The sequence below is a fragment of the Bacillus cereus group sp. RP37 genome (assembly GCF_040459695.1).
Taxonomy (GTDB): Bacteria; Bacillota; Bacilli; order Bacillales; family Bacillaceae_G; genus Bacillus_A.
In genome coordinates, this window is the sequence record NZ_JARVHP010000001.1 from 4329572 (window position 1) to 4347709 (window position 18138).

The following is an 18138-nucleotide window of genomic DNA, read 5'->3' on the forward strand; positions in this document are numbered from 1 at the left end:
AATGCTAAACTATCATAAATATAATGGCAAATCCAACTGATCGCCGAGCTACATTAATTCAACTTACTGAACGCGCGCACTCCAATATGGAGAAGGCGCTCACTTTCCAAGATAAGGTCGCAAACGATATTTTGCAAAACCTCACATTAGAGCAACGTGAACAGTTTTTTGAACTTCTATTACTATTAATAAAAGATAAGCAAATTCCAGATTCATGCGGAGAAGTTGAAAACGGAAAAAACTTGTTAAGTGTGTAAATAAAACCACCTATTCCCTAAAGAAGATAGGGAACGGGTGGTTTGTTTTTTTAAGCTGATTTTCTCGCTGGAATATCTTTACGTCGATATACACTTAGTACGATTCCCATTATAAATGCATGAAATAAAGTAGGTGTTAATCCATAACTAATAAAAGGTAAGGATATAGCAGTAATCGGTAATAAACCTAAAATCATACCAACGTTATAAAGGAATTGAACTACGAAAAGAGTCATTCCTCCAATGAGAAGCAATTTACCATACCGGTCATTTATTTTATAAGATATGAACATTAACCGCGCTACAAAAAGAGAAAGAATTAAGACAAGAACCAGCGCAAGCACATATCCATAATAATAAGTTAAACTTGCAAATACAAAATCAGTATCTGGATTAGGGATGAGCTTTACATCTCCATATGTACCAAACCAACCTGCTGACGACATTACCTCTTTTAAACGTATATACATAAATCCTGCGCCCTGTGCATCACGCTCTGGATTCAAATACCCTAAAAATCTATCCAAATGATATCCTTTTACTGAGGGCCAGGAAAAAGACACCCTTATAATCAATAAACAGATTGGTACAATTGTAATAATTAATGCCGTTTTCTTTCCTAACTTACTCCACCAAAGCATAACGAATACCATCGTGATATAAATAAAAATCACTGAAAAAGCTGCGCCAATTAAGAATAAATACAAAGAAAATAAATACAACACTACAAGATACCTAACTTTCAATCTATTGTTATTGAAAAAAGAAGCCCAAGCTAAAAAGAAGAAAGGTACCGCCATTAAACGGTCAATTGCAATAGGACCAACTTTTATTATCGGTTCTCCAAGCATCCCAGCATTCGGAAAGCAGTATAGCATTAACAAGATAAGTACCCCAATTGTATAAAACAGCCATCCAAATCTCTCTAACTTCCGATAATCAATCAGCATCATCCCTAATGCTGTTGCAATACCAAGAACAACAGATATCACCTTATCCATTAGTAAATCATTCATATATCCAAAAGCTATAACTGGCAAAAAACCTAACCCCATCGCAGCCACTAATAAAATAAGTAAGAACCAATCCACCTTTGGCTTATGAAGTTTATTAAGCTCCTGACCAAGTTTAACCGGACTTCCCATTTGTTCCACAGCTTTATTTTCAGCAACTTCCTCACTTAAACCTTTTTCTATCCATGTGTTCTTTGCCTGTTTTAAGTGAAAATCTAGTTCGGTTGCTACAAAGCTCTTTGCTTCTTTTGATTTAATATGATTCGTAACTTCGCTTACAAAACGTTCCCCTTTTTTATTCAATTTCGCCTCACTCCTGTACTAAGCCTTTTAATATAAATTGTGCCTTCGTAGCATTTTTTTCTGCCTTTCGCAGCATCTTTCTTCCTTTATCATTTAGTTGATAATATTTCGCTCCTTCATGATCCCAGCTAGATTGAATAAAGCGATTCTGTTCTAGACGATGTAATACGGTATATAAAAACCCTTCATTTCCTTCGAATTTCCGAATCCCTCTCCCTCGTAGTAGCTGTGACAATTCGTATCCTGTTTTTTCATTACTGAGGAGTTGTAAAATCGCTAAAGAAATGTCCTCTTCTTTTTCGTTTGACGCATTGATTTTTTCGCGCACCTGCTTTCGATATTGATCAGAAAAACTCAAATGTTTAAAAGTTGTGTTCTCCATTGATTTTCGCAAACCTTTTAATCGATCTTCCATTTGACTATTCCTCCAATCCTTTCTTCAAAAGCTCCTTCGCTTTTTTCAGCCTCGTTTTTATCGTGTTTTCCTTCACTTCTATTACAATAGCGATCTCTTTAATTGATAACTCTTCATAATAAAATAGATAAATCACTTCTCGATATTTGATCGGTAAATTCATTACCGCAGAAGCCAGCTCACGGTCCTCCGCATTTTGAATGACAGTTTGTTCAACGCTCTCTTTTTGACTCCCAACAAACGTAAATTCATCCTCTGTCACGATCACCTTGTTGTTATACCAACTCTTTATATAGTCCTTACATTGATTAATCGCAATTCTCCATAACCACGTTTTCACATTCGACTTCCCTTTGTATGTATGAAGAGATTTATAACATTTCACAAATATATCTTGCGTTACATCCTCCGCAATCTCTTTATTGTTTACATATGAATACACAAGCTGCAGGACTTCTTGTCCATACTTGCTCATGATTTCATCGATAAGGAGTTCCTTATCTTCTATTTCAAACGCTTCTACCGTTAATTCATCCACATCATTTCCTCCTTCCCATATATTAGACGACGTACTGTATGGAAAAGTTTTATAAATTTATAAAAAAATACAGATGGCAATGTCCGTACCGTTTTGTTTAACCTTTATTTCAAGTACTCTTGATTTCATAAAATCCATGTAGCCCTTTAAACTCTGCATAGGAGACAGCCACTTATTTATAAGTACTACTCCATCTCCATCTAAAGTTCAAGCTCATTTTCACTTCCACATAATATTTTTAATCGTACTTATACTATATCTCTAACTTAAATCCACTTTCTCATGGTATAACTTCATTAATCTATATATTATAATATAATAATAAAAACACGTACTATACGGAGGCCAAAACTAATAATGCCAAAGAAAAAAATCATAACTTTACTAACCACCCTAACATTAGCTTGCGGATGCACAGTAGCACTAGATTCGCCCAACCAAACTAGTACTGCTTCTCTAAAAACGGAGACTTTCACAGGATATGTTATTTCAATTGACACTGTATACATACTCGTTGCAGATACCCCTACAAAAAAGGAAGCACTTTCCTACTCCGAGGTGGAAGCAATGAAATTTATTCCAAATAAACTATTAAAACTTCCTATCGAAAAAAATAGGAATTATCAATTGGGGGATAAACTCGTTATATCTTTCGGTGCAACGACTAAATCTACACCTCCAATTGCAAATGATGCTACGATTGAAAAAATACCTAATGAATAGCAACCTTAGGAACTCTCCATTTCATCAATTACAACTCCCTTTTTAAAATAATATTTTTTTGCGAAATCATTCCCTCAGCAAATTACATATAATAAACCGAATAGTCATTACACTACATTCACCTAAAAAGCGTCTTCCTCACAAGGCGCTCTTTCATTTTGCAATAAGGATTTTGCCTTCGTTTTCTATAGTCAATATTCCCCTCACCGCTAAATGAAAAAGAGAACTCATTTCACCGAGTCCCCCTTCTTCCTAATACTCACTTAAAGAATCTAATATCTCATGGCCATACAAAGAGGGATTCATAATATCAAAACCAATAAATTCTTCATACTTCTTATCCGCAAAATAAAATACAACATGATGAAATGCTACTTTTTGCAAATGATTTTCCTGAGAAACCCGAAATGAGTATATGTAGTTATTATCATTTGAAGTTTTCTATATATATATTTTACTCCTATTTGTTAATCCTTTTAATTTACTTGCATTTTCTCCAAAAAACTCAATCCCAACTATGCGATCAAATTGATCTATATCTAAATTCAATTTCGGATTTTCTTCCAATTCTTCAGTCGATTCAATCTCAATTTCTGAAGTAAATGGAATTACATACAGATATGCCATCTGGATTTCAGGGTCATAGGTAATTAATTTTTTCATGATACACCTCATATTGGTATCTTATTTTTTCATTAAATCTATCTTTATAAACTAAATATTAGGTTTTTTGGTTATAAAATACAAGTATAGTATTTGAAGTTCTATACATAACACAGCTGCTTTTTCTAGTTCTGCTGTGTATTTCATTTGAACGTTGTTATCAGTATCCCTATTTTTTTAATTATGTTTGTTTATTTAACAAGGAACAAATTGTAAGGAGAATTATAAGTTACTTTTTAATCATTTTTGAAAATGGCATTCCGAAAGTTGAATTAACAAAATCTGATGCTACATTCTTGATGGAACAACTTAATGAAATTAAAGAAAAGAAACGTAACTCGAATGAAAACCTTGACTTGTAGGAGGCTCACAAACAAGTTGTATATGACAAACCACACTTTACACAATAACCAACCATTTAAAACTAGGGCTTTTCATCCATATGTCTTGTTCCCTATTTTAAAACATAATACAATTAATGCGTAACTTAATAAGCTATAACTAGTAGGTGTGGTAATCATCTCTTCCATTTTGAAAAAAGGAGGAGGTGATAAAATGATCGCGATGTTTGTAATTAAATTAGTGTACGGTATCCTAACCGGAGCTGGCGTTGTCATCGGTAGAAGATACGTCGGTCCGTGGCTAATTTCTGTATACAAAAAAGCGAGAACCACCCTGCTTCGTGGAAAAGGTAAGGGCGGTTCTCGGCTAAAACGTTAATGTAATTGTCTTATAACCGCACCTACTACCACCACAATAGCAAGTTAGGTTACACAAGGCAGAAGTTTCTCAGGCTTCTGTCTTCTTTATTTTATGCAAAATTCATACTAAATACTCTATCATCATTGTAACACATTTTATTTATTTTTAGTCAAGATGAAAAACACCTGAAGGGCTTCCCTCCAGGTGTTTCTCTATTTTATGCTAATGCAGCTGCCTGTTCTTGTTGATCTACAGGAATGACAGCGTCTGTTAATGCTTTTTCTAGTTCAGCTGTATATTTCATTTGCTCTTCTTTACTCCAGCCTAGTTTCGCAGCCATGTAGTTGATTACTGCTTCTTTCCACTCGTATACCCAGTGGATGTTGAAGAATACAGCGCCTCTGCGGCGTACGAAGAAGTCGACTGGTTTTGCTGTCATTTCGTAATCCATTGCGTATACAAGTGGGATTAGAACGTCTAGCGGCATGTTGTATTCTTTCGCTTCGTCTTTATGTTTTTTCGCTAAATCAAATAGTACGTCAACGTTAGAGCCGTAGAATTTTGCGAATTCTTCTGCTTGTGCTGTCGTTAAACCATATTTCGTACCTTCGCCTGCTTTTTTCGCGATAAATGCTGGTAATCCTTTAGAACCATCTACATGTCCACCAGAGATTGGCATATGTTTCGTTGTGCTCTTCGGATATGCACTATGACCTTCTTTTTGTAGTAAGTTCGTTACGTAGTCTACTACCATTTCAGCCATTTTGCGGTATCCTGTTAATTTACCACCTGCGATTGTAATTAAACCAGATTCAGAAGTCCAAATTTCATCTTTACGAGAAATTTCAGATGCGTTTTTACCTTCTTCGTAAATTAACGGACGTACACCAGCCCAGCTTGACTCCACATCTTTTTCTGTAATTTTCACACTTGGGAACATGTAGTTAATCGCGTTAATGATGTATGTGCGATCTTCTGTTGTCATGTGTGGTACAGCTGCATCTTTATCATAGAACGTATCTGTTGTACCTACGTATGTTTTTCCTCCGCGAGGAATCGCGAACACCATACGTTTATCTGGTGTATCAAAGTAAATCGCTTGCCCTAATGGGAAACGTTTTTGGTCAATGACTAAGTGAACACCTTTTGATAATTGAAGTACTTTCCCTTTTTTCGAGTTATCTTTTTCACGAAGTGTATCTACCCAAGGACCAGCTGCGTTTACAATTTTCTTACCGTAAACTTCGTACACTTCTCCGTCTAGTAAATCGATTACACGTACACCGCATACTTTCCCATCTTTATATAAGAAACTGTCTACTTTTGCGTAGTTAACAGCTTTCGCACCATGCTCAATTGCTTCTTTCATTACTTCAATTGTAAGACGCGCATCGTCTGTACGATATTCTACGTAGTAACCGCCACCTTTTAATCCTTCTTTTTTCACAAGAGGCTCTTTGTTTAATGTTTCTTCACGGTTAAACATCTTTCTGCGCTCGCTTCGTTTTACACCTGCTAAGAAGTCGTATACACGAAGACCAATTGATGTACTGAATGATCCGAACGTACCGCCTGTATGGAACGGAAGTAACATCCACTCTGGTGTTGTTACATGGGGACCGTTCTCATATACGATCGCACGCTCTTTCCCCACCTCTGCTACCATTTTCACTTCAAGTTGTTTTAAATAACGTAGACCACCGTGTACAAGCTTCGTTGAACGACTTGATGTACCTGCTGCAAAGTCCTGCATTTCAAACACAATTGTTGATAACCCGCGTGTTGCCCCATCTAATGCAATACCAGAACCAGTAATACCTCCACCAATTACGATCACATCTAACTCTTGTTTATTTACTCCGTTTAATACGTCTTTACGTTGTGTACTTGAAAATTTCATGGTAATTCCTCCCTTTGATAACGAAAAAAGAGACCACAAACTCCGCTATAGATTTCGCCTCTATAGCGCGTTGTGGTCTCTCCAAATCTCCTACCGAATTATTAACTTGTCACCATTATAACACTGTTTATGATTATTTGAAAGCTTTTGTTGCTTCAATTGCTTTTTTCCATCCAGCATATAGCTCTTCGCTTGTTTCCGCTTCCATCGTTGGTTCAAAGCGTTTGTCCATATGCCACTGTGATTTAATTTCATCTTGGTTTTTCCAATATCCAACCGCAAGACCAGCTAAGTATGCTGCACCTAAAGCAGTCGTTTCGTTAATCACTGGACGCTCTACAGGAACATCTAAAATATCACTTTGGAACTTCATTAAGAAGTTATTTTTAACAGCTCCGCCATCAACGCGTAATGTTTTCAGTTCAATACCTGAATCTGCTTCCATTGCGCATAATACATCTTTCGTTTGGTACGCTAAAGATTCTAGTGTTGCACGGATGAAATGCTCTTTCGTCGTACCGCGCGTTACACCAAACATAGCACCGCGTACTTCACTATCCCAGTAAGGTGTACCTAAACCTACGAATGCCGGTACAACGTATACACCGTCCGTTGATTCAACGCGAGAAGCATATACTTCACTCTCACTTGCATCTTTAAACATGCGCATTCCGTCACGTAACCACTGAATTGCAGAACCTGCTACGAAAATACTTCCTTCTAATGCGTAGTTTACTTTACCATCTATTCCCCATGCAATTGTTGTTAATAGACCATGCTCAGAAGCTACTGCTTTTTCACCTGTGTTCATTAACATGAAGCAACCAGTTCCGTAAGTATTCTTCGCCATACCTTCAACGAAACAAGCTTGTCCAAATAATGCCGCTTGTTGGTCACCAGCTACACCTGCGATCGGTACATTTTGACCGAAGAAGTGATAGTCAATTGTTTCAGCATAAATTTCAGATGATGGACGTACTTCTGGAAGCATGCTCTTTGGTACTGTTAACATGTCTAGAAGCTCATCATCCCACTGTAAGTCATGAATGTTAAACATTAATGTACGTGATGCATTTGAGTAGTCAGTTACGTGCGCTTTACCACCAGATAGTTTCCATACAAGCCACGTATCAATTGTTCCGAATAATAGATCGCCGTTTTCTGCTTTTTCTCTTGCACCTTCAACGTTATCTAAAATCCATTTTACTTTCGTACCAGAGAAGTATGCGTCAATTAAAAGACCTGTTTTTTCGCGAACCATTTCGCTATAACCTTTTTCTTTTAACTCATCACAAATTTCAGCTGTTTGGCGAGATTGCCATACAATTGCGTTGTAAATTGGTTTTCCAGTCGTTTTATCCCACACAACCGCTGTTTCACGTTGGTTCGTAATACCGATACCAGCGATTTGTTCTGGTTTTACATCTGCTTCACTTAAGCAAGTTGCGATAACTGCTAAAATAGATCCCCAAATTTCTTGTGCGTTATGCTCTACCCAACCTGGCTTCGGAAAATGTTGTGTAAACTCTTTTTGAGCTGAATGAACAATTTCACCTTTTTTATTGAAAAGAATTGCGCGTGAGCTAGTTGTTCCTTGGTCTAATGAAAGAATATATTTTTTCATAATGGTTTCCCCCTATGCTACTTTTCTACTATTTGTGTTACTTTCACTTTTTTTACTTGTCATATAAGAGATTGCTAGTACAATCACAGTTGCGATAATCACATAAATAAGTGCTGAGTTTTGTTTTCCTTCAAATACAACTTGATGGAATAAACCTGCAAGTGATCCACCTAAAATTGGACCAACTACTGGAATCCATGCATACTTCCAATTTGAACCGCCTTTTCCTGCAATCGGAAGGAAGAAGTGTGCAATACGCGGACCTAAATCACGAGCCGGGTTAATCGCGTATCCTGTTGTTCCACCTAATGATAAACCAATACTTACAATTAAGAAACCTACGATGAATGGATTTAAACCATCTGCAAATTTATTTGCTCCAATTGCTAATATACCAAATACTAAAACGAATGTTCCAATCATTTCACTTAAAAGGTTTGTAAATGTGTTCGGAATTGCTGGACCTGTTGCAAATACACCTAATTTTGTTCCTGGATCTTCTGTTTCTTTCCAGTGTGGTAAGTAATGTAAATATACAAGAACTGCCCCGATAATTGCCCCAATCATTTGTGCTGCGATATAACCTGGTACGTCACTCCATGGGAACGCTCCCTTAAATGCTAATCCTATCGTTAAAGCCGGATTCAAATGTGCCCCACTAATTGATCCTACTGCATACGCTGCAACTGCTACCGCTAAGCCCCAGCCCATTGTAATAACAATCCAACCAGAATCTTTCGCAAACGACTTCTTTAAACTTACACCAGCGCAAACGCCGCCACCAAGTAAGATTAACAACGCAGTCCCTACTAACTCTCCTAAAAATGCTGACATAGTATCCCTCCACAATCAATTTAAACGCTTCCAAATGTGATAGAGGTAAAATGAATGGCCATTCGTTTTTGTCAAAAGAAAAAGACCCACAGCTTTGCACGCTTCTATATAAGTTTATATAGAAACAATGAAATGTGGATCTCTACTTTTCTCCGTCACGTTTATTAACTTGTCTATAATGTTAACCTCTCATGAAAGCGGTGTCAACAGAATTTTTTCACATTTTCGTCACTTTTTTTGGTAATGTTTCCATAGTTCGCGTTTTGATGTCGTAATTGCTGTCGCACCAGCATTTAACGCTTTCTCCACATCATCAACTGTACGAATGAAACCACCTGCTAAAATTGGTAAACCAGTGCGCTCCTTCACTTCAGTAATAACATCCGTTAACGCTCCTGGAAGCACCTCTATATAATCTGGCTTCGTCTTTTCTAAAAGATTACAACTCTTCTCCATTGCACTAGAATCAATTAAAAAAATACGCTGAATTGCGACAACACCCTTTTGCTTCGCCTTCATAATTACGCTCGCCTTTGTCGAAAGTAACCCGTACGGTCTAAACTCTTGGCATAAATATTCCGTCGCATGCCCATCACTCTGCAAACCATGAATTAAATCCACATGTAAAAACACCTTTTTACAATATTGCTTCGCAAGTGATATAACACTCTTCAATTGACCGACATGAATATCTAAAATAACGATATATTCATACGAACTATGTAATAGCTTTTCCAAATCTTTAATTTGCCTCACTGCCGGCAAAATCTTCTGTTCATGAAATTCCATTCTAAATGTCCCCTTCTTTATGTCATCCTATCCTTTATAGTACACAATTTAAGTGAAAAGAACAGCTAGTGTAGGGGATTTCTTTCCTCTATCTATATATTTTCTTCAACTTATCAGAAGCCGTGCCACCTATGATCATTAATATAAGAGGTAGAAAGTTCATTACATACGGTGCGTCCGCTATAATGGTAATGCTCGCTCCGGCAAATTTATTTAACATCCATACAACGATTTTTGTAAGAAACAGAAATACTCCCAGCATGAATAGACTATCGAAAAACACCTTCCATTTTGGATATGCTAATTGCTTACTATCTTCAATTACTTTCTGCGTCAACTCTTCATCACTCCTTAGCATCTCATCAATCGTAATACCGAACAGATCGCTTAAATGAATAATAATTTCGATGCTCGGATAGTTCTTTCCCGTCTCCCATTTCGAAACAGATTGCCTACTTACATGAATTTTTTCAGCCAAATCATTTTGCGACCAATTTCGTTTCTCTCGTTCTTGTTTTAAGCGTTCACTAAAAATCATACTGTGTTTATCACCTCTCTACGTCTAGTATGGACAAATAACTGATGAAGAGTAAAGCTAGTTGTCGTTGCGTAGCCTGTGCAACTTGTGCGTTACAGCTTGTAATGGCGCTATTTCATATGCTATACGATGTAGGTTTCATATATTTTTCTTCTATAATAATTTCCCGAACAATAATACAAAGAATTAATACTAATAAAGACTAAATGAGGCATAAAAAATACGCTATCCTTTCTTATCATTCTCCAGAAAGAATAACGTAAAGTTCCATTTTCAAACCTTTTCTTCAAAAAAAAGAAGCTAACAATAAATTGTTAACTTCTCAACTGAAAGTAAAATAGTATCTTTCCTTATCTTCTAATATCTAGGTTGTGATTGAATATTTGTAAGATGAACATCAAACATATCAATGATTTCAAGAAATCTATCAGCTTCACGGAAAACATGATCTGCCAATAATGGGTGAATGATGCTCTTTATTTTGCATTGCTCAATTAAATCACGTGCTGTTTTCTTAAAATCCCGAAGAGATGCAACCGACACACGATTTTGATCTAAAAATTGATCTAAAAGAGGGACTGTTTGGGATTGTGGTTTCATTGATTCTAAGTCAATTGCTTGATACATTAATGCATCAAAATCATTGCTAAAATTCCGAGCTGTATCTACAAGCTTTCTTTCCGATGGATCAAGAAGATGACCAATAAATTTAGCATGGTCTGCCATAATCCTTAGAAAGAAAACATTTTCTTTAATAATAGCATCAGGAAGAGCATCTAATTTCCCTTCATTTAATTCCATTAAACGTTTTCTAAAATAATCTGCTTCCCTACTTGTATGATCAACTAACAGCGGAAAGTTATTTTGTCCTGGCAATTTACATGTGAGAATCAACCCTAAAATTTTTCGTTTAAATCCCCAAATATTAGTTGCGGCTTGTTGTACTTCTGCATTAAATCTTTTTATTTGCTCAGGATCTGTTTCATTTGTATAGGAATGCGCTATTTGTTCAATATGTTCAAACAATCGATAAAATTGATTCGCCTCTTCAATTAGTTGCGTATCCTCGCATCTAAATCCAAGGCGAAGAAAAAAAGAATGCTCTTTCATAATCCTAGACCAAAAACGAATTTCATTTAATGAACGCTCAACAAACATTACAGATGTAACACCTGTATCAGGATGTAATGATGTTTCATCCCTATGCATTGTTAATCCCCCCCAGTAAATAACACGCTAGTTCCATTCTTATGAGTAGAAATATATATAAATACCATCAATAAAAGTTCATGATGAATTTCGTATACATGCTTTCCAAAAAGAAAAAGGCTACCACCTAGATGTAAAGTTCTACTAGATGGTAGCCTTTCAAAATTTCTATTAAAGCAATACCGAATCCTTATCACTACTCTGATTACGTTTCTCACGCTCTTCTTCTAAGCGCTTCATATACACTTCGCCTTCTTTTTCGATAAACTCATTATCCATCTCTTGCTCTTTTTTTGAAGTATATAAAACCATGTAGCCACTTAGTACAATCCCAACAATTACAAGATACACCCACCATGGTAAAGTTTCCACTCCACTTCATTCCTTTCCTTAGACAAGCCTTATTAGTTTCACTGTATGAGGAAAGAAGTGGATTTATGCTTAAAATTTTATCGTTGTGGATTCTTCGCGAAGAACGCTTGTACATATTCCATAAACTCTATTGGTTCCTGGCGAAACGGCGCATGGTATCCTTTTTCAATAATATGGAACGTACTATTTGCAAATAGCTGATGATACAGCTCACCATTTTTCCAAGAAACGCTCTTATCGTGTCGTCCCCATATAATTAAAGTAGGCACCTTAATTTTATCAGCTTCCATCGCAATGCGGCGCTCTCTCATTTTCGTCAGCTGATCATAATGCTCTTTATCGTCGCGACTATTTTTTACTTCATCTTTATTATAATTCGTAATCTCTGTTACCGTTTGAAGATCAGTTGATAACGGCGGCACTTCATAACTTTCTTTTTGCTGGAAAGACTCTATTCCTGTAGAATCTGCCAAAATGAGATGCGTCACTGCATCCGGATATAAATACGCTAAATTGAGAGACATCTCTCCGCCCATTGAATGACCGAGCACCGCAAACTGATCGTATCCAAGCTTCTTCATTAACTTATAATATAAATTCACTTGCGCAGGAAACGAATACTGAAAATCAACTGGCTTAGAAGAACGCCCAAATCCTAAAATATCAACTGCGATAATTGTGTGATCTCGCGCAAGTTCCGGATAAATATCACTAAATCCATCAGAAGAACCACCAAACCCGTGCAGCATAAGTAAAGGTGGCTTTCCCTCACCAATTTGCTTAAAATAAATCGTCTGCCCATCAATCTGTGCCATACTCTCTTTCGTATTTATCTTCATCATAACAGTATCTTTCACTTCTCCAACCTTCGCAATCGGCTTATCAACGAAGTTACAAACGATTAACAAAACGAGCACAATACCGCTAATCATATAAAACTTAAACCGTTTCAACATTCCCGTCTCCTTTCTCTTGTTGCTATTCAAAGTTTTTACATTATTTGGTTTTTTTATGATTAATTTTAATTGTAACTATAACAGTTACAATTATACTAAAAAAATATTACTCACTGCCATTGTTAAAGATTACTTTGTAACTATTATAGTTACATATAAAAAGTAAGTCAATTATTTTATTCAATATACTTATAAAGCGAAAATAAAAAAAACAAGTATTTTTAGCTATCAGCCAAAAATACTTGCTCTCCTACTTATTACCTCTACTTTTACTCTTTAATAAATTCCTTCGTGCTTCTCACTGTATCAATTGGACGAACTAATTTTTCGATTTCTTCACGTTTTGGCTCTAGGAACGGAGGTAAAGATAATTTTTCGCCCAGTGTTTCGTATGGCTCATCTCCCATAAATCCTGGGCCGTCTGTTGCAAATTCAAATAAGATTTGTGGTGCAACTCTTGCGTATAATGACTCGAAGAAGTGACGATCTACATAGCCAGATGAAGGAAGTCCAACGCTACTTATTCTCTCAATCCATTCTTCTAATACAGCGCGATCTTCTACGCGGAATGCAGCATGGTGCACTGTACCAAAACCTTGTCTTGCTTCTGGAAGAACTGTATTATGTTCTACAATGACAGAAGCACCATTTCCACCTTCGTTTACTTCAAATAAATAGAATTCTCCTTCTTGCGCAACCTCTTTAAATAATAGAACTTTTTCTAACACTTCTTTAAAGAAACTAAAGTTCGCGATTCGAATAAATACAGGTCCTAAACCAGTAATTGCATATTCTAATGGAACTGGCCCGTTTTGCCACGGTGTACCTGATTCGATCCCTTTATCTAATTCATCAGATATTAATTGATGGTGTTGATCATCGAAATCAACGAAAGAAAGAGTTTTCTTACCAAATTGCTCTTTAATGCCTGTATGCTCCACTTCAAGACGGTCAAAGCGTTTTACCCAATACTCTAATGCTGCATCAGTTGGAACACGGAATGAAGTTTTTGAAATTTCATTTGTACCGTGTACTCCTTTTGGAATACCTGGGAAGTCAAAGAATGTCATATCTGTTCCTGCACTACCTTTATCATCTGCAAAGAATAAATGATACGTTTGAATATCATCTTGGTTTACTGTTTTTTTAACTAAACGCATTCCTAAAACGTGAGTGAAAAACTCATAGTTTTTTTCTGCACTACTTGTAATCGCTGTAACGTGGTGAATTCCTTTTAATTGGTTCATTTTATATTCCTCCAATGGTTTTCATTTATATATTAAAGTGGTATTTTTTCTTTTATTACTTCTCTTCAATAGGTGCTAAATTCGCTTCAATCTCTGCTCGCTGATTTTCTAGGAACGGCGGTAAATCCAGTTTTTCTCCTAAATGTTCTACATCTCCATCAACTGTAAATCCTGGTCCATCTGTCGCAATTTCAAATAAGATTCCGTTTGATTCACGGAAATATAAGCTTTTAAAATAGAAACGGTCGATGATTCCTGAAGATTGGAAACCTCTTTGTATCACCTGTTCTTCCCAATAAGCAAGCTCTGCATCATTTTTCACACGAATTGCTAGGTGGTGAATGCTACCGCGGCCCGGCTTTTCAGTAGGACCATCTAAATATTTCACAACGATTTCTCCAAAAGCTTCTCCTTTAATGGACTGAAAAATCGCTTCTTCGTCATTTCGGCTAAACTCTGTATAACCAAACATCTCTGTAAGTGTACTCGCCATTTTATCAAGTCTACGAACTGTCATTTCCACAGAACCCATTCCTTGGATTTGATGCTTTGCAGGAACTTCTGATTTCTCCCAAGTTTCCCAGTGCTCTACTTTTTCTCCGTTTGAAACGAGTAGTACGAGGCGAAGACCTTCAGCATCCTCAAATTGCAAAGCAGGACGATTTGCATATGTTGTCATTTCACTATGTTTCACATCAAATTCCTCAAATCGTGCTTTCCAGTAATGCAAGCTATCCTCTGAAGGAACAAGTAACCCAATTCGAGTAATCGCATTCGTACCACGGTATGTTTTTCCTACTAAAGGAATTTCGAAAAACGATAGCTCCGTACCTGGACTTCCGGTTTTATCTCCGTAAAATAAGTGATACATTGACGGATCATCTTGGTTTACTGTCATTTTCACACGACGTAAACCAAGTACATTTTTATAAAAGTGATTATTTTCATTTGCATTTTTCGTGACCATTGAAATGTGATGATGCCCTTTAATTTCATACATTGATAATTCCTCCGCTTCATTTTACTAGTCAAGTGATAATTAAAAAATAATATGCTTCTTAGCTTTTCAATTTATTCTCATTATATTTTTGTAAATTCATCTTAGTTTTTACTGAATAAGTTACTTCGTTTTTTAATCGAAAGCAAGTGAGTGTATGTTTTTCATATGACTCAATCGCTTTCGTTACTATCACTTTACATCTCAAGTGATAAAAAAGCAAGTAATTTATCTCAAATTCGAGATATTTTTTTGTTAAATAACATTTAGGGTGTAAAATCATTAATTTCTGGATAGCGTCACTATCAAACTAAAGACTTATAGCTCCCCATGCCCATCAAGCTAACAAGAATACACTACCCCAAAACGATAAAAATGAACTTCGTTGCTATAAAAGATAATTTTTTGTTCCGAGGGAATTATAGAATTTTATATCTTTACAATTATTTATGGGGAGTTAATTCATTTTTTCAAGAATAAGTAATTTCTTAAATAAAAGGTCACTTACCTCTTCCTTATGATAATTAATTTTTGGTGATTGATAAGAAATTTAATGAATGATTATTCGAATATGCTTTCGTAAATCTTAAATGTAGTTTTTGGATAATGTTTGGTCAAGTTGATACTAATACCCTCGATAAACGAAAGAAAATTAAGAGTATTCCGAGAAAAATCAATTAAAAAACGCTCTTAATTTATTTAATTTATTTAATTTATTTAATTTATTTAATTGAGTTATCCTTTCATACAAAAATCTGATTATTCATGTAATTAGCATTCCATTAAAACGCTCATTTACAGAAGAACATTATTCAAGTGAAGCCCTCTATAATTCAATTACAACACCTTGAAAGTTTATGATACTATCCTGATCACACTTTTTATATTTAATGTTTTAAGGAAAAAAGCTATACTATAAGCGAAACTAAAAATCAGAAAGGAAATACCAGAACATGGAAAATTACTTGCTATTTATCCTTACAGCACTCCTTATTATAATGATGCCTGGTCCCGGTTTTGCTTTAGTTACAAAAAACACTATCTCTCATGGTAGAAATGGTGGGATAAAGACCGTCTTAGGAACGGTATCTGGAATGATGATTCATACAATAATGGCTACACTAGGACTCTCTGCTATCTTAATGAAATTTGCTATGCTATTTACATTAATAAAATATGCTGGGGCATTTTATTTAATTTATTTAGCTGTAAAGTCAATTAAAAGTGCCTTTTCTAAAAAAGAAGATATGTCAGGTTCAGTGGAAATAAACTCTAAGGATATTGGAACGGTTAAAAGTTTTAGACAAGGATTTACCACGGCAATCTTAAACCCAAAAACGGCTGTATTTTTCCTTAGTTTTCTACCCCAATTTATTGTGAGTAATCAAAGTCATTTCTTCCAATTTCTTTTGTTGGGATTCACATTTACGACTTTGACAGCAATATGGTATTTACTTTATATCTCTCTAATACGTCAATTAAGAACTTTTTTAAGAAAAGAAAAGGTGAACCGTACAATAGAGGGTATTACTGGCACAGTATTATTAGTATTTGGAGTTAGGCTATTTTTCCAAAAATAAATATGTAATAGAGAGATTTTAAAGCTTTCGGTTTTTCCAATAAATGAAGCAATATAAAAAGTATGGCTTTCAAACGGTAAAAAAGTTAACAAACGGGTGCGTTTGTGGAGTAAGCTTCAATAAAATAACCAAACTTTTTATAAAAAAGTGAATCGATTATATTAAATAAGAACATGTTTTGATTAACATGTTCTTTATATTTGCCTCTATATCATGATGGTTGTTTTTTGGCCGCGATGGTATTATTACGGAAAACGATCCAATCGAACAAGAAAAACGTATTAAATACAATGATTTAATCACCAATTCTGTAATTTTTCAAAATGTAGTAGATATCACTATAATTTTATGGCAACTAAAAAAGAAGGTTATCGCTTTTCACGCCAAGATTTAGAAAGGCTAAGTCCTTATATGACTATGCATATAAAACGCTTTGGGGATTATGTAATTGATTTACAGAAAATCCCCCAACCAATAGAAGAAGCAATCCCTTTATAAACTCAATAGGTCAAAGTTGGAAAAAAGGAAGTCTATGACCTATTTTTACACGTATCTCGGCTGTACTCCATATTGATATAAAGGCGTTATCCTTTACTATGATTTCTCAGAAAGAATAACGCCTTTTTCTTTTTAGGGGGTATTTTGTCTAGTTAGCTTAATAGCGATGTGGTTCTACCCCTTATAAATGTTACAAAAATCTTTCAAATAGCTCTAACTTGCACAATGCTTCCCGTTAATATAATACGCTGATTCTGTGAAAACCGTAAATACAACCTCTACTTCTGGAAGTCCAAAATCCATTATATATGTAGTAATGGCCTTGGCAAATCGATCACGAATTTCCTGTCCACGCTCGAACCATTTCACTTCAATAAGAGGAAACGCTTCTATTTCTTCTCCATTGAATACAAACGTAGAACTTGGTAGTTCCAACGTAAAATTATCCATACCACACTCACAAATCTCTGCGAGCTCTTCTACTAATGGCTTGCTTATGTGTTTTAATTGTTCAGTAGTAATTCCACGAAACACAACATGCGGCATGTGAATCCCTCCGTTAGCTAGTTTTATATTTGCTCACATCATAGCACAATTTATTTTGCTACACTAGAATCTATTGATACATTTCAATGACATTCTTAAGAATGATCCTATGTTATTGAAGCAATACAAGTATTGTAACTATTTAAAACATGTGAGAGCTCGGTAATTGGGTAAATAAAAAATGCCTTATCATTCTCCCTGTAAGGAGGCATGAGAGGATCTCTATTAGGAAAAGGATGGTGCGCTTATATATTAAAAAAGAAAGGACACCCTAAAGTGCCTTCCTCCGACTTGATAACCACTTTAATTTTAATAACATTGGATATTATTTTACCACGTTAAGTAATATTGGTCATTGAGAAAGTCAAATACGTAGTGTTCATATATAGTGACCCCTAGGATCAAACAAGATTTAATACAGTTTTTTGGTTGAT

Annotated in this window: 17 protein-coding genes and 3 pseudogenes; 5 read left to right on the forward strand and 15 right to left on the reverse strand. The window is 35.6% G+C overall.

All coding sequences use genetic code 11. The features are described from left to right. Window positions 1-29 precede the first annotated feature (29 nt). Window positions 30-257 (forward strand): annotated as a pseudogene (locus QCI44_RS22845) (MarR family winged helix-turn-helix transcriptional regulator); the annotation flags it as partial. 50 nt (window positions 258-307) lie between these two features. Here the strand turns inward: QCI44_RS22845 and QCI44_RS22850 are convergent. Genes QCI44_RS22850 through QCI44_RS22860 form a run of 3 tightly spaced genes read right to left on the reverse strand, consistent with a single transcriptional unit; the run spans window position 308 to window position 2526 of the window. After that, entirely contained in the window at window positions 308-1573 is a 1266-nt protein-coding gene (locus QCI44_RS22850; protein ID WP_088083414.1) for an FtsW/RodA/SpoVE family cell cycle protein, read from the reverse strand. A gap of 7 nt (window positions 1574-1580) precedes the next feature. Beyond that, the gene (locus QCI44_RS22855) at window positions 1581-1988 is read right to left on the reverse strand and encodes a PadR family transcriptional regulator (protein ID WP_016133843.1); all 408 of its coding nucleotides are present in this window, start codon (window positions 1986-1988) and stop codon (window positions 1581-1583) included. A gap of 4 nt (window positions 1989-1992) precedes the next feature. After that, the gene (locus QCI44_RS22860; protein ID WP_088083413.1) at window positions 1993-2526 is read right to left on the reverse strand and encodes a sigma-70 family RNA polymerase sigma factor; all 534 of its coding nucleotides are present in this window, start codon (window positions 2524-2526) and stop codon (window positions 1993-1995) included. Window positions 2527-2883: 357 nt separating this feature from the next. Between QCI44_RS22860 and QCI44_RS22865 the strand changes: the two genes are divergently transcribed. Continuing rightward, window positions 2884-3249, forward strand: a complete 366-nt coding sequence (locus QCI44_RS22865; RefSeq protein WP_001124850.1) for a DUF3221 domain-containing protein — start codon at window positions 2884-2886, stop codon at window positions 3247-3249. A 252-nt stretch (window positions 3250-3501) separates the two neighbouring features. Here the strand turns inward: QCI44_RS22865 and QCI44_RS22870 are convergent. Further along, window positions 3502-3912 (reverse strand): annotated as a pseudogene (locus QCI44_RS22870) (DUF2283 domain-containing protein). Between the two features lie 555 nt (window positions 3913-4467). On the opposite strand from QCI44_RS22870, the gene QCI44_RS22875 reads away from it, so the two are divergent. Continuing rightward, entirely contained in the window at window positions 4468-4632 is a 165-nt protein-coding gene (locus QCI44_RS22875; protein ID WP_000561154.1) for a hypothetical protein, read from the forward strand. A 199-nt stretch (window positions 4633-4831) separates the two neighbouring features. Here the strand turns inward: QCI44_RS22875 and glpD are convergent, their stop codons facing one another. From glpD to QCI44_RS22925, 10 genes are all read right to left on the reverse strand, one after another. After that, a complete protein-coding gene (gene glpD / locus QCI44_RS22880) occupies window positions 4832-6514 on the reverse strand; it encodes an aerobic glycerol-3-phosphate dehydrogenase (protein WP_098413149.1) in 1683 nt (560 codons plus the stop codon). 133 nt (window positions 6515-6647) lie between these two features. Then, a complete protein-coding gene (gene glpK / locus QCI44_RS22885) occupies window positions 6648-8138 on the reverse strand; it encodes a glycerol kinase GlpK (RefSeq protein ID WP_016089017.1) in 1491 nt (496 codons plus the stop codon). 12 nt (window positions 8139-8150) lie between these two features. Continuing rightward, a complete protein-coding gene (gene glpF / locus QCI44_RS22890; RefSeq protein ID WP_016089018.1) occupies window positions 8151-8972 on the reverse strand; it encodes a glycerol uptake facilitator protein GlpF in 822 nt (273 codons plus the stop codon). A 228-nt stretch (window positions 8973-9200) separates the two neighbouring features. Continuing rightward, window positions 9201-9761: a glycerol uptake operon antiterminator GlpP gene (gene glpP / locus QCI44_RS22895; protein ID WP_016089019.1), complete on the reverse strand. Its 561-nt coding sequence runs from the start codon at window positions 9759-9761 to the stop codon at window positions 9201-9203. Between the two features lie 88 nt (window positions 9762-9849). Then, window positions 9850-10299 carry a helix-turn-helix domain-containing protein gene (locus QCI44_RS22900; RefSeq protein WP_016136591.1) on the reverse strand — a complete coding sequence of 150 codons (450 nt, stop codon included), beginning with the start codon at window positions 10297-10299 and terminating at the stop codon, window positions 9850-9852. A gap of 357 nt (window positions 10300-10656) precedes the next feature. Further along, complete coding sequence (locus QCI44_RS22905) at window positions 10657-11508, reverse strand: DUF2935 domain-containing protein (RefSeq protein ID WP_088083412.1); 852 nt, start codon at window positions 11506-11508, stop codon at window positions 10657-10659. Between the two features lie 171 nt (window positions 11509-11679). Beyond that, on the reverse strand, window positions 11680-11880 hold the full coding sequence (locus tag QCI44_RS22910) for a sporulation YhaL family protein (protein ID WP_000449230.1): 201 nt from the start codon (window positions 11878-11880) through the stop codon (window positions 11680-11682). 77 nt (window positions 11881-11957) lie between these two features. After that, window positions 11958-12833 (reverse strand): alpha/beta fold hydrolase, encoded by an 876-nt coding sequence (locus QCI44_RS22915; RefSeq protein WP_033659809.1) that lies wholly within the window; start codon window positions 12831-12833, stop codon window positions 11958-11960. Window positions 12834-13105: 272 nt separating this feature from the next. Next, window positions 13106-14083 carry a ring-cleaving dioxygenase gene (locus QCI44_RS22920; protein WP_353811451.1) on the reverse strand — a complete coding sequence of 326 codons (978 nt, stop codon included), beginning with the start codon at window positions 14081-14083 and terminating at the stop codon, window positions 13106-13108. 55 nt (window positions 14084-14138) lie between these two features. Further along, window positions 14139-15083: a ring-cleaving dioxygenase gene (locus QCI44_RS22925; protein WP_016133836.1), complete on the reverse strand. Its 945-nt coding sequence runs from the start codon at window positions 15081-15083 to the stop codon at window positions 14139-14141. Window positions 15084-16033: 950 nt separating this feature from the next. On the opposite strand from QCI44_RS22925, the gene QCI44_RS22930 reads away from it, so the two are divergent. Both QCI44_RS22930 and QCI44_RS22935 read left to right on the forward strand, forming a co-directional pair. Beyond that, the gene (locus QCI44_RS22930) at window positions 16034-16660 is read left to right on the forward strand and encodes a LysE family translocator (protein WP_000432978.1); all 627 of its coding nucleotides are present in this window, start codon (window positions 16034-16036) and stop codon (window positions 16658-16660) included. Window positions 16661-16877: 217 nt separating this feature from the next. Then, window positions 16878-17158, forward strand: a pseudogene (locus QCI44_RS22935) (Tn3 family transposase); the annotation flags it as partial. Between the two features lie 213 nt (window positions 17159-17371). On the opposite strand, the gene QCI44_RS22940 reads toward QCI44_RS22935, so the two are convergent. After that, window positions 17372-17704, reverse strand: coding sequence for a DUF1904 family protein (locus QCI44_RS22940; protein ID WP_353811452.1), 333 nt, complete (start codon window positions 17702-17704; stop codon window positions 17372-17374). Window positions 17705-18138: the final 434 nt, after the last annotated feature.

What these genes read in the sequence shown, in the direction of transcription:
- glpP (WP_016089019.1), bottom strand. Translation starts at nt 9,761, where the DNA reads ATGGAATTTCATGAACAGAAGATTTTGCCGGCAGTGAGGCAAATTAAA.
- glpF (WP_016089018.1), bottom strand. Translation starts at nt 8,972, where the DNA reads ATGTCAGCATTTTTAGGAGAGTTAGTAGGGACTGCGTTGTTAATCTTA.
- glpK (WP_016089017.1), bottom strand. Translation starts at nt 8,138, where the DNA reads ATGAAAAAATATATTCTTTCATTAGACCAAGGAACAACTAGCTCACGC.
- QCI44_RS22930 (WP_000432978.1), top strand. Translation starts at nt 16,034, where the DNA reads ATGGAAAATTACTTGCTATTTATCCTTACAGCACTCCTTATTATAATG.
- QCI44_RS22940 (WP_353811452.1), bottom strand. Translation starts at nt 17,704, where the DNA reads ATGCCGCATGTTGTGTTTCGTGGAATTACTACTGAACAATTAAAACAC.
- glpD (WP_098413149.1), bottom strand. Translation starts at nt 6,514, where the DNA reads ATGAAATTTTCAAGTACACAACGTAAAGACGTATTAAACGGAGTAAAT.
- QCI44_RS22905 (WP_088083412.1), bottom strand. Translation starts at nt 11,508, where the DNA reads ATGCATAGGGATGAAACATCATTACATCCTGATACAGGTGTTACATCT.
- QCI44_RS22855 (WP_016133843.1), bottom strand. Translation starts at nt 1,988, where the DNA reads ATGGAAGATCGATTAAAAGGTTTGCGAAAATCAATGGAGAACACAACT.
- QCI44_RS22900 (WP_016136591.1), bottom strand. Translation starts at nt 10,299, where the DNA reads ATGATTTTTAGTGAACGCTTAAAACAAGAACGAGAGAAACGAAATTGG.
- QCI44_RS22925 (WP_016133836.1), bottom strand. Translation starts at nt 15,083, where the DNA reads ATGTATGAAATTAAAGGGCATCATCACATTTCAATGGTCACGAAAAAT.
- QCI44_RS22920 (WP_353811451.1), bottom strand. Translation starts at nt 14,083, where the DNA reads ATGAACCAATTAAAAGGAATTCACCACGTTACAGCGATTACAAGTAGT.
- QCI44_RS22875 (WP_000561154.1), top strand. Translation starts at nt 4,468, where the DNA reads ATGATCGCGATGTTTGTAATTAAATTAGTGTACGGTATCCTAACCGGA.
- QCI44_RS22865 (WP_001124850.1), top strand. Translation starts at nt 2,884, where the DNA reads ATGCCAAAGAAAAAAATCATAACTTTACTAACCACCCTAACATTAGCT.